Source organism: Streptomyces sp. NPDC051243 (assembly GCF_044455405.1).
Lineage (GTDB): Bacteria > Actinomycetota > Actinomycetes > Streptomycetales > Streptomycetaceae > Streptomyces.
Window position 1 is genome coordinate 452,101 of the sequence record NZ_JBITES010000003.1, and the last position, 11,542, is coordinate 463,642.

An 11,542-nucleotide genomic window follows, 5' to 3' on the forward strand; every position below is an offset into this window, starting at 1 on the left:
CCCGGCCCCGGCACCCGCCGGGGCCGGGCGCTGTCGTTCGTCGGGAGGCGAGAGATGTTCCAGGGCACCATCCCGGGCCCCATGCGCTCCATCGTGCGCGAGACCGCCAGCCAGTGGCCGAGCGGCCCGGTGTACGTCCCGTGCTGCGGCAACTTCACCATCGAGCGCAGCGTGGCCGGCATGGGCTTCGCCCTCCATTCCTCCGACGTGTCCATCTACACCAGCGCGGTCGGCCGATGGCTCACCCGGCAACCGGTCGGCATCCAGCTCCGAGAGGAGAGCCGAGACGAACTCGGCTGGCTCGCGGACTCCTTGGACGACGGTGTCGGCACCGTCGCCACGCTGATGCTCGGCACGCGGTTCCTCGCCAGCGTCGGCCGCGAGGGGCTGTGGCACGAGCGGGTCGTTCGCTCCTACCGGGAGCAGTGGAAGGTCAAGCACGCCGAGACGGTCGAGCGGCTGTCCGGCTCGGACATCGAACTCGCCTCGTACGAGGTGGAAGACGTGCGCTCCTGGCTCCAGAAGGTTCCCCGTGACGCCCCAGTGTGCTCCTTCCCTCCCTTCTACGGCGGCGGCTACGAGAAGCTGTACGAGCCGCTGGAGGCGCACTTCACCTGGGACGCGCCTGAATACGAGCCGCTGTCCGACGACGACGTGGTCAGCGTGCTCGGCGCCATCACGGATCGGCCGTACTGGCTGACGGCCTCCAACCACGACGTGCCCGAGCTGCACCCCTACCTGCACGGCGTGATCAAGGCGACCCCGCGCGCCGCTCCCTTCTACGTGTACGCCAGTCAGGCGCGGACGAGGATCGTTGCTCCGCGCCAGCCGATCGAACCGGTGAAGGTCCCCCGCCTGCGCGAGGGTGACGAACTGGTCGGTCCGCTCACGCTGTCGCTGCTGAAGCCCGGCCAGTTCAATGCGCTGCGCTCCCGCTACCTCAACCCGAAGATCGCGCCGGGCGCGGCGAACCTGGCCGTCGCGGTGAAGGACGGCGGTGGACGGCTGCTGGGGGTGTTCGCGATGGCTCCGAGCACGTACACGCCGGACGAGGCGTACGTGCTCTCGGACTTCGCGGTCGCGCCGACGGACTACCCGCGGCTGTCGAAGCTGATCGTGCTCGCGGCCACCAGCGCCGAGGCGCAGTTGCTGTGCCAGCGGGCGTTCTCGCGGCGGATCCGGAGGGTGGCGACGACGGCGTTCAGCAACAACCCGGTGTCGATGAAGTACCGCGGGCTGCTGCGGCTGCACAAACGCAGCCCGTCGAACGAGGACGGCTGGAAGTTCCAGCTCCAATACCAGGGGGCTATGGGCCAGCACACGCTGGCCGAGGCCCTTCAGATGTGGGCGAAGCGGTGGGGCGCCCCGACGACGAAGACGGGAGTCTGACCATGGAGGAGACCACTCGCCTCGACCCGCCGCAGATGGTGCAAGGCGACCCGCGCACGCTGACGCTGCTCGACGTCAACGCGCGGTTCCTGCCACACGAGCAGTTCCGGCAGCTCGTGGCGAACATCGAGCGTGACGGCTGCCTGACCTCGACGCCGCTGGTGTGGAAGGACCGCGAGACGGGGCGGCTGGTCGTCCTGTCCGGCAACCACCGCACGCTCGCCGCGATCGAGGCCGGCCTGCCGCAGATCTGGTGGATGCAGATAGACGAGCCGCTGCCCCGCCAGCGGCAGATCGCTCTCCAGCTCTCGCACAACGCCATCGCAGGCCAGGACGATCCGGCGATCCTCAAGGAGCTGTACGACGAGCTGGAGTCGGTGGAGTGGCGGCAGTACACGGGCCTGGACGACAAGGCCCTGGACCTGCTGGAGAAGGTGGACGTCGCCTCCCTGGGCGAGGCGAACCTCGACTTCGCCAGCGTGCAGTTCATGTTCCTGCCCGATGAGCTGGAGCGAGCCGAGGCCGCGTTCGACGCGGCCCGATCCACGGCGACGGCGGACCAGCGGTGGGTGGCCGGGCTGGAGCAGTACGAGCCGGTGCTCGATGCGCTGGAGACCTCCCGAGCCGCATACAAGATCGGCAACAGCGCGACGGCCCTCAGCGTGATCCTCGCTGTGTTCGAGCGGCATCTCGGCGAGCTGGCCGAGGGCTGGTTCGACACGACCACGGGAGAGGCGACGAGGGCGGGGACAGCACCGCTGGAGACGGTGTTCGGCGTTCGGGACGTGCCGGTGGAGACGGCCGCCGTCGTGCGGGCGGCCATCGATCGGATGGTGCAGGACGGCACCGTGCCGGCCGACGAGCCGTGGCGGGCGCTGGAAGTCCTGGCCGCACAGAGCAACTGACGGCCGTCGGCCAGGAGGTGAGCGGTGGCCGAGGACACCGTGGAGTCCTGGGAGCGGCAGAGCGGGGAGTCGGTCCAGGCGTTCGAGGCGTTCGCCGTGTACCGCGATCTCGGTCCAGCGCGGAGTCTGACAAAGACGGCACGCGAGTTGCATAAATCCCGCACGCTGCTGGGCCGGTGGTCGCGGCAGTACGCATGGGTGATGCGGGCCGCGGCCTACGACCGGGAGCAGGACCGCCTGTTCCTCGCGGAACAGGCACAGGCGCGGCGGGATATCGCCCGCAGGCACGCGAAGTTGGCGCAGGCCGTTCAGAGCAAGGCGGTCGCGCGGCTTCAGACGCTCGACCCGCGGGAACTGTCGCCATCCGAACTGCTGCGCTACATCCAGGTCGCGGCGGAGATCGAACGGCGGGCCGTGGGTGAGGCCCCGGCGGCCGGGACGGTCGAGGACCGGGACCAGGGAGTGGACGTGGCCTCACTGTCGGACGAGGAGCGCCGGGCCCGGATGGACCAGCTCCGCCGTGAACTGGAGCGCCGGCTGTCGGAGGGCGCGCAGTGAGCCGCGGTCGGGCCAAGCGCCGCATGGTTGAGGGGTTCGCGGACCCGTCGGTAATGAGCGATGAGCAGATGAAGGCCGAGGTCGCCGCACTGGTCCGCGCCGATGAGCTGTCGGCGCGCAGGTGGGCGTGCGAGGTCCCGAACTGTGATGGGCTGCCCCACGTTGGGTGGCTGCACCACCATGCCCGCGCGGCACAGCGTAAGCCGCTGTGGCTGTGGACGGTGTGGATGCTGCTCACCGGCCGTGGCTGGGGCAAGTCCCGGACGGCGGCGGAGACGGTGAAGGAGTGGGCGCAGACACCAGGTCTTCAGATCGCGGTGGTGGCGAAGAACGCGACGCTCGTGCGGGACATCTGCTTCGAGTCCCCGAAGTCGGGGCTGCTGTCGGTGTTCCCGCCTGAGGAAGTGGCGAAGTACAACTCGTCGCTGGGTGAAACGACGCTGCGCCTGGTGAACGGCACGCTGATCCGGGGATTCGGTGCAGAGACGCCGGACAACCTGCGCGGCTGGGCGTTCGACAAGGCATGGTGCGACGAGTACGCGGCCTGGTCGCGGCACACCGCGCAAGAGGTCTACGACATGCTGTGGTTCTGCCTGCGTGAGGCGGACACCCCGCAAGTCGTGATCTCCACGACGCCCAAGCCGCTCCCACACGTCAAGAGGCTCGTCGAGCGGGGCCGTGCCCAGGAGAAGGCGCACCTGGAGGGCGGGGCGCAGCCTCGGGTGGTGCTGACCCGCGGGCACATGCGGGAGAACGACGCGAACCTGTCGGCGGCGGCCCGAGAAGAGCTGGAGGAGGAATACGCCGGCACCCGGTTGGGGCGGCAGGAGCTGTCCGGCGAGCTACTCGAGGACGTGGAGGGCGCGCTGTGGAAGGGGTGGATGCTGGAAGTCGAGGGCTTCCGCCCCCGGCCCGAGCATCTGCCTGACCTCCAGCGCGTGGTGGTGTCCGTGGACCCGGCGACCAAGAGCCACGAGAACGCGGACATGACCGCGTTCACCGTGGCGGGCCGTGGGTTCCCAGTGGAGACGATGTTCGGGGATGACCGGCCTCGCGGGTATCTGCTCCACTGCGAGCAGGACCGGCATACGCCGACGCAAGCGATGAAGCGGGCCGCTGAGCTATACCACGAGCACCGCGCCGACTACGTGGTGATCGAGGCCAACAACGGTGGTGACTACCTGCCCGCGCTGCTGGAGCAGGTGGACCCGACGGTGAACTGGCGGATCGTTCATGCAACGCGTGGGAAGCGGGCGCGGGCGGCGCCGGCGGCGCAGCTGTACGAGCAGGCCAGGGTGTCGCATGTCGGTCCGGCCCGGCGGTTCGCGGAGCTGGAGGAGCAGATGACGACGTTTGTCGGCCAGGGCGAGACGGAGGACTCGCCCGACCTGCTGGACTCGGCGGTGTGGGCGTTGTGGGACCTGTTCCTGGATCCGACGATGCCGCCTCCGCGTGGTGGGGATGACCAGCGGCTCGCTGGTCGGCGGTAGTTGGGCCAAGGCCGTTGTCAGTGGGTTGTGGCAGCGTTGATCGGCGCTGGACAGACAGGGAGTCGGGGATGGCGGGGGAAGCTCGGGTGATGCCGGCATGGGTGGAGAGCGGCCGGACCGTTGGGGTTCCGGCCGTGGCGTCGGTCGTGGACGCCCGCAAGATGAGATCTCGCCGTGAGGGCGCGCTCGGCCGGTTCGGGGTGGGCATGAAGAGCGTGATGAGTCTGCCCACCGGGACGGGGAAAACCGCGACCGCTGTGGCGGTGGCGATCGAGATGGCCAGGCAGGGCCAGAGGCTGACGCTCGTGGTCAAGGACCGTGCCGAACAGGAGGCGGTCGAAGCACAGCTGAAGGCCGCATGGGCAGGGCTGGATGAGGCGGCAGGTGATCAGGCCGCACCGGACAGCTTCCATCTGGTTCCCGAGCCGTACGCACCCCGACGCTTGCGTGCTCGCACCACCCCGGTAGCCGCGTACCGGGCGTTGTGTATGAGGGCGGCGGAATGGGAGGAGTCCGGGCGGGATCAGGAGCGGCGGGCCGTGGGGGGAGACCGACGTGTTCGGAATTCCGCAGCACGTCGGGCGGTGGTCATCCGAAGTGGGGGAAGGTGCGAGAACCCAGAGTGCTTGCTGCCGGACCTCCCGTACCGGACGAAGGCCGGGGAGCCGCTGCTCGAGGTCGACCACATCGATGACCACGCTGGCGGCGGCCGGGATCATCCGGCGGCGATGATCGCCTTGTGCCCGAACTGCCACAGCAACAAGACGCACGGAGCGGAGCGGGGTGCGCTTACCGAACGCCTGCGCAAGGTGGCGGCAGAACGCCATGCCACCTGGGCGACCAGTGTCACGTAGCCGGGTCGTGGGGTTCGCTGGGCTATAGGCTGATCAACGGCGCGGGGCCGACGTCCGGAGGAGACTGTGGGCCTGCGCCAACTCGTTATCGATGCGTGGTCGTGGCTGAACTACAAGCCCGTTATGGCCGATGCCGGGCGTCCCGGCAGCCGCGCGTTTCCGGAGCTGGCCAAGACATGGGTCCCGCCGCAGGAGCTACGGCGGCTGGCCGCATACAAGGTGCTGGCGGCGTACGACAACAACCAGGCCGGACAGCTCGCGGCGGCCGGTGGCGACGAGAGCGCGCTGGAGCGACGGGAGCTGGGCGACGCGGCGAACCTCGTAGACACCGCGCTCGGCTACCTCCTCGGTTCAGAACAGAAGGTCGCGGTCGAGGGCGCGGAGCACGCCGATGAGGAGACGCCGACGCCCGGTGCGGCGGAGGCCGCCGCGGTGCAGGACCGGTTGCGGAAGTGGGCGGACAAGGAGCTGCTGACGTTCCGGGTGCAGCAGGCGGAGCGGGCGGCGGTGCTGCTCGGGGACAGCGTGATGGTGCTGGCGTGGAACCCGCAGAAGCAGCGGCCGACGCTGCGGGTCTACGATCCGGGGTTCTTCTTCCCGCAGTGGGGCGATGAGGATGAGGACTTCCCAAGCCGCGTGCATCTGGCGTGGGAGCTGCCGGCGGACGACGACGCAGGGTTGAAGGCCAGGGTGCGCCGGGTGACCTACGAGCTGGGTCCGATCTTCGAGGACGAGCCCGACGGCGACGTCGACGCTGCGGCTGGTGGACGGCAGTACCCGTGGGAGCCGGGGCGGACGTCCAAGGTGACGTGCTATCTCACGGACGCGGAGTGGCTGCTGGAGGACCTGAAGAACGGTGAGACGCTAGACCGGCTGCCGATGGACAAGGCACGTTTCCGGGTGAGATCGGACGGCACGGAGCTGAACCGGCTGGATCTGATGATCGACTTTGTGCCGGTGGTGCACATCGCGAACACGATCCCGGACGGCGGGGAGCAGTGGGGGCGCTCGATTCTGGCTCGGGTTCTGCAGGCGCTCGATGAGCTCGCGGCCACGGACTCGGACAGCTCCGCGGCCTCCGCGACAACGGGCACGCCGATCATCGGCCTCGCGGGTGCGCGGCTGCCGGTGGACCGGGCAACGGGCAAGCCACAGGAGCTTCAGGTGAAGGCCGGTGCGGTGTGGCAACTCGGCGAAACCGGGCGGATGGATGCCCTGGACACGTCGCCGCAGCTGGCCGAACTGCGGGCGCGCGTGGATCACCTGCTGGAGCGGATCGCGGCCAACTCGCGGGTGACGGCGGCCGGGCTCGGGACGCTGGAGGCCACGGAGGTGCCGTCGGGGTACGCGCTGAAGCTGGCTCTGGGGCCTCTGGATGCTCTGATCGGCATGATGCGGCTCGCCCGTGAACATAAGTACCGGCTGCTGTTCAAGATGGTGCAGCGGCTGTACCAGGCCGGGCGTGCGGAGGGCTGGGCTGCTGGGGAGACGCTGCCAGCGCGGCTGGCGTGGGCGCCGCACACGCCGACGGACCGGGGCGCGGTGCTGGAGGAGGTCGTCAAGGCGTACGGGGCGGGGGTGCTGTCGCTGGAGACGGCGGTGGCGATGCTGCTGGAGGCCGGGTACCCGATCAAGGACGCCTCGCAGGAGGTGGAGCGGATCCGGGCTAAGGCGGAGCAGGAGGCCGCGGTGCGGATGGCGGAGGCCGCTGCTCGGCGCGAGCGCGACGAGGATGACGGCGACCAGGAGGAGGACGACGGGTCGGGGTCGGCCGGGGTGAGGAAGCCGGTGGGGAAGGTGAGCGAGCGGGAGCCGGTGGAGGCGGGCCGGTGACGCGGCCTCGGGGTGGTGCCTTCCTTGTTCGACGCCATCCTGGGGGCAGTCGGACAGGGCTCGTGGCCGTGTCGGTGCAGGTGGCTACACTGGCTGTCAGCGCGGGGGCGCGCTCTGGAGGAGATGTATGGTCCGGCCCCTGCCGCCTCGCCGTCCTGTCGGCCACCGCCGTGACGGGCGGCCGATCTACCCGATTCTTGGTGCCTCGTCGGAGGACGAGACGAACGACCAGCTCGACGACGCCACGGACAGCGGCGGCCAGGAGCAGCAGGTCACGGTCACCCAGGACCGGTTGGGCAAGATGCTTACCCGCGAGAAGGCACAGGGCGAACGAGCCGCGATCAAACGGCTGTTGTCCACGCTCGGGTTCGACTCCCCGAAGGCACTTACCGAGTTCGTGACCGCGCAGCGCGAGGCAGAGCAGGCCGCGCTGTCGGAGGTGGAGCGTCGGGAGCAGGCGGCCGCCGAGCGGGAGTTGCAGGCTGCACGCCGGGAGGAGCTGGCCGCCGAGCGGGAGAGGGCGGCGCTTCGCCGGGCCGCGCTGGTGGCGCTCGGTGCGGAGGGTGACGACTTGGTGGACGCGGAGCGTCTGCTGGCCGTGGATGAGGAGGACGCGGACGAGGCGCAGATCCAGTCGGCGGCCGAGGCCCTGCGGGCACGTCGCCCTGAGTTGTTCGGCGGGGTCCGCGCGCTTGTGCCGGCCGCCCCCGCGGGCGCACCGGCCGGTCGGGGCCCGATCCGTACGGCCCCGGTGTCCAGGCCCGGTTCGGCTGGGTTGGAGATGGCCAAGCGCCGTGGCCTGATCCCGGAGTTCAGCGACTCCGGAGCCCGATAGTCCGGCCCAGACCTTGGGGGACCACGCCCCCTGAACTTCGTGGACGGCATCGCCTCCGTGGGCGGTGTGCGGAATCTGACCGCAGCGTCCATGGAGACACGCACATGACCATCCAGCCCGTCTCGAAGTCCGAGTACACCACCGCCAACCGCGAGTGGCTGGCGTCCCTGCACGGCACCGACTCCGTCGACACGATCACCCTCGACCTGAACCTGTTCTGCGAGGGCACGCACTACGTGTGCGGCGACGGCTGCGACCCGTATGGCCGGGTGCTGTCCGGTGTGCCGGTCGGCAGGGTCGCTGAGTCCGGCCTGTATGGCCCGTACGACCCGGAGGCGCACTGCGGCCGCCAGATCCTGCGCGGCTTCCTGATCGCCGAGGCCCCGTTCGCGCCGGGCCAGACCCGTGTTCCGGCCGCGCTGCTGTGGCACGGCGCGGTGAAGGCATCGAAGGTGCCGGGCGGCATCGACGTGTCCCAGCTCGTGTGGCACCCGCGTGCCGCGCAGATCCGCTTTGTGTGAGCGGGGGCCGAGCTGTGACGATTCAGGACCTGCTCAAGGACGTCTCGGTCATGGACCTGACGGCGTTCGCCAGGGCGATCCCGTCCCCGAAGGACTTCCTCCTCACTCAGACGATCTTCCCGACCGTGGAGATGCGGGAGGTGAAGTGGCGTACGAAGGACTCGGGCCGGTACGTCAACGTCGCCAAGTACCGGGCGTTCAACGCCTCGGTGCCGTTCGCAACCCGTGAGGCATGGCAGACGTCCCGCGAGGGCGCGCTGCCCGCGCTGGGCCAGAAGCTCGTCGTCTCCGAGCAGGAACAGATCCTGCTGGAGGCGTCGCACGGCTCGGATCAGGACCGGCTGATCGAACTGCTGTACGACGACGTGGAACGGCACGTCGAGGCCATCCGGTCCCGGCTGGAGTTGGCCGCCGGCGACGTACTCGCGGACGGCCGGTTCACGCTGGAGCAGGAGAACGGCCTGACGCTGGAGGTGGACTGGAACGTCCCCGCCGAGAACATGCCGGTCGCCCGGACACCGTGGTCGGAGCCGGCCTCCGACCCGATCGCGGACGAGCTGCGGTGGATCCAGCACCTGGACGACATCGGCGCGCCGGAGCCGGAGCTGGTGATCACCTCCCGGAAGGCGTTCAGCTACCTGGCGGCAAACAATGCCTACCGGGCGGCCTACTACGGGTCCGTGAGCCCGTCGACCACGCCGACGGCGACGCTCACTCCGCAGCAGATCAACGTGGTGCGCGGCAACTACAGCCTGCCGCCGATCCAGTTCTACAAGGCCCAGGTGCGGGTGGACGGCAAGCCCCGCAAGGTGCTGCCCGAGGACCTGTGGATTCTCGTGCCGCCGGAGCGGGAGAAGTGGGCGCAGACCATGTACGGGGTGACCGCGGAAGCCCTGGTGCTGTCGCGCGGGTCGAACCCCGAGATCATCCGCGAGGATGCTCCCGGCCTGATCATCACCCGAGGTGTCCAGGATGACCCCGTGCAGATCTGGACCAAGGGCGCCGCGGTCGGGATGCCCGTCATGCACACCCCGGACGCGCACATCGTGGCGAAGGTCCTGTGATGGCGGGCCGGGGGCGGCTGAAGGCCGCGGTCTACGTACAGGACCCGACCAAGCGGGAGGAGTTGATCCTGCTGCCGGGAGACTACCCGGAGCCGGGGGTGGCCGCGCTGATCACCAACCCGGACGCGTGGGAGGAACCGCCGGACGACTGCGACGAGCCGGAAGAGACTGTCGTGGTGGAGAAGTTCGGGCCGTCCGGGAACAAGGACGGCGGCCAGGAGGAGACGGCTGGCACGGGCGGGGCGAGGAAGTCCCCGTCAAGGCGGGGCGCGGGTCGTTCCGCGTCCTCGTCGTCGTGACCATCTGGAGGCGGCCCGCCACCGGGAACAGCCCGGCGGCGGGCCGCACCGCGTGGAGGGAGTAGCGGGTGGACGAGTTCCAGCGGTCATGGCTGCTGGCGCAGATCGGGCCGGACACCGACCCGGCCGACCTGGAGCGCCGGTTCTTCCGACTGCGCTCGGTGCGCGCAGTTGCGCTGGAGGTGCTGGGCGAGCGGCGAGCGAAGCTCCTCGCGGACCCGCTGAAGGTCACCGTGGACGGGGTGGTGACCATGGACCTCCAGGAGAACTTGCGAGGGATCGAGCGGCATATCGAAGTTGTACGGCAGGTGCCTGCGCCAGAGGACGAAGACGAAGCGAGCGAAACTCTGGCAGTGGCTAGGCTCGTGCCGACCCGCTGCTACAGATAGCGCGCGGCTCTGGGGCCACGCCGGCGAGACACTGCAGCACTTCGTCTGTGCCTTGAGACCGCCCGAAGGCCGCGGGGCCAGGTGCCCCCGCGGCGTGTCTCACGGTTCTACGGCCAAGGCCAGTGGCCCCAACTCGCCGCCCCGAGTACCAGGGACGCAACTGCTGCACCCGTCACAATCGCGGGCGAGATGTACACCGCGAAGACGGTGCGGCCGCCGATCAGCAGTTGTACGTTGGCGCGCCGTACATGGGCGGACGTCGACGATGGAGGCTCCGGGCCCCAGGAGTCATCTGCGGGGCCATGCCCGGGTGACTGCTGGCTGGAGCCTGTGCCATGGTGTGTACTCACCAGTTGTCCTTTCGCATGAGCACGGCCGCCGTCTCCCTGGCCGCCAAACCTGAAGAAGACGGTGGCACGCGACACTCGGTCCCCCCGGGGTCGAGAGGACACAAAAGGGCCCCACCAGACCTAGGCATGGTGGGGCCCTCATTGATGACGCGACCGTATCGGAGGGGCCAGGAGCGGGGCAAGTTGGCCTTGCGACTCGTGCCCTGGCGTCAATGGCCAGATGTTCACGGGGAGTTGTGCTGGTACTGCGCGTGCACAGGTCAGTGCCACGCGGTGCCCTCACCAGCACCCTCGATGACGTCGCCAACGGTGTTGAGGGTGATCAGGCGCTCGCGCTCGCTGGCTTGCTGCGTCGAAGGAGGGCCAGCACGGCGATTGCAGCGAAGGTCATCCACGCCTTGCCGAGAATCTGGCCGGGCAGGTACTCGAAGGAACCGAAGGCCAACTTGAGGAAGAGGAGGCTGTCCGCGAGCAGGCCGACGGCGTTCGAGGCGAGCATCGCGATCAGCAGGCCGCGCTTCCGGAGAGGCTCGTAGACGACGAAGTCCATTGTCTCGGCCACCGCGAAGGCGGCAGCTGAGGCGCCAGCCAGCGCCGGGTCAGCAAGGAAGTACGACAGGATGGTGCCGACGGCTATGGCCGCGAGAACAGCACCACGGCCGGCGGACTCACGGGCGAGGTCCCGAAGTACCAAGGCGAGACCCACCATGTAGACGCCGGCAGGGGCGGCGTAGCCGAATCCGACGGGGACGGCTCCGAAGTGGGTGACGGCGAGGTTCGCCGCGGGGATGGTGGCGACGTAGGCGACGAGGGTCGCGATACCGGCAGGGGCGGGGAGCTTCACGTTCTTCTCTCTGTGTCAGTGATGTCGTCTTTGCGCCGATACCACGCCGCGGACGGACAGCGAGGCGAGCGCCCAGACAGTACAGCCCAGGGCACTGACACTACGTACCCGGCCCCAGGCTCAGGACTTTGGCCGAGATCAAGTGCACTGTCAGAGGCATATGCGTGAACGACTTAACGCCGTGCACCCCTACACGCCGAAGCCATTTCGA

The 11,542-nt window shown here is 69.4% G+C and carries 12 protein-coding genes; 11 read left to right on the forward strand and 1 reads right to left on the reverse strand.

Translation table 11 applies throughout. The annotated features are described in order from the left end of the window. The first annotated feature begins 54 nt into the window (after positions 1-54). The 11 genes from ACIBAG_RS09315 to ACIBAG_RS09365 all read left to right on the forward strand — a co-directional run bounded on the left by ACIBAG_RS09315 (position 55) and on the right by ACIBAG_RS09365 (position 10,137). Positions 55-1,389, forward strand: a complete 1,335-nt coding sequence (locus tag ACIBAG_RS09315; protein WP_399102744.1) for a hypothetical protein — start codon at positions 55-57, stop codon at positions 1,387-1,389. Positions 1,390-1,391: 2 nt separating this feature from the next. Next, positions 1,392-2,294, forward strand: a complete 903-nt coding sequence (locus ACIBAG_RS09320; protein WP_399102746.1) for a ParB N-terminal domain-containing protein — start codon at positions 1,392-1,394, stop codon at positions 2,292-2,294. 24 nt (positions 2,295-2,318) lie between these two features. Continuing rightward, positions 2,319-2,852, forward strand: a complete 534-nt coding sequence (locus tag ACIBAG_RS09325) for a hypothetical protein (protein ID WP_224736245.1) — start codon at positions 2,319-2,321, stop codon at positions 2,850-2,852. A 53-nt stretch (positions 2,853-2,905) separates the two neighbouring features. Then, on the forward strand, positions 2,906-4,342 hold the full coding sequence (locus ACIBAG_RS09330; protein WP_399102749.1) for a terminase large subunit domain-containing protein: 1,437 nt from the start codon (positions 2,906-2,908) through the stop codon (positions 4,340-4,342). A 68-nt stretch (positions 4,343-4,410) separates the two neighbouring features. Beyond that, entirely contained in the window at positions 4,411-5,196 is a 786-nt protein-coding gene (locus tag ACIBAG_RS09335; RefSeq protein ID WP_031477119.1) for an HNH endonuclease, read from the forward strand. Positions 5,197-5,319: 123 nt separating this feature from the next. After that, the gene (locus ACIBAG_RS09340; protein ID WP_399102752.1) at positions 5,320-7,029 is read left to right on the forward strand and encodes a hypothetical protein; all 1,710 of its coding nucleotides are present in this window, start codon (positions 5,320-5,322) and stop codon (positions 7,027-7,029) included. A gap of 127 nt (positions 7,030-7,156) precedes the next feature. Further along, a complete protein-coding gene (locus ACIBAG_RS09345) occupies positions 7,157-7,864 on the forward strand; it encodes a hypothetical protein (RefSeq protein ID WP_383365594.1) in 708 nt (235 codons plus the stop codon). 104 nt (positions 7,865-7,968) lie between these two features. Further along, the gene (locus ACIBAG_RS09350) at positions 7,969-8,385 is read left to right on the forward strand and encodes a head decoration protein (RefSeq protein ID WP_144383710.1); all 417 of its coding nucleotides are present in this window, start codon (positions 7,969-7,971) and stop codon (positions 8,383-8,385) included. A gap of 14 nt (positions 8,386-8,399) precedes the next feature. Beyond that, on the forward strand, positions 8,400-9,449 hold the full coding sequence (locus ACIBAG_RS09355; RefSeq protein ID WP_144383711.1) for a major capsid protein: 1,050 nt from the start codon (positions 8,400-8,402) through the stop codon (positions 9,447-9,449). Beyond that, positions 9,449-9,748 (forward strand): hypothetical protein, encoded by a 300-nt coding sequence (locus tag ACIBAG_RS09360; protein ID WP_399102755.1) that lies wholly within the window; start codon positions 9,449-9,451, stop codon positions 9,746-9,748. Before ACIBAG_RS09355 ends, ACIBAG_RS09360 begins: the two co-directional genes overlap by 1 nt. Before the next feature lie 68 nt (positions 9,749-9,816). Beyond that, on the forward strand, positions 9,817-10,137 hold the full coding sequence (locus ACIBAG_RS09365; RefSeq protein ID WP_055550313.1) for a hypothetical protein: 321 nt from the start codon (positions 9,817-9,819) through the stop codon (positions 10,135-10,137). A 672-nt stretch (positions 10,138-10,809) separates the two neighbouring features. Here the strand turns inward: ACIBAG_RS09365 and ACIBAG_RS09370 are convergent. Then, a complete protein-coding gene (locus ACIBAG_RS09370) occupies positions 10,810-11,331 on the reverse strand; it encodes a VUT family protein (protein ID WP_031477126.1) in 522 nt (173 codons plus the stop codon). Positions 11,332-11,542 lie beyond the last annotated feature (211 nt).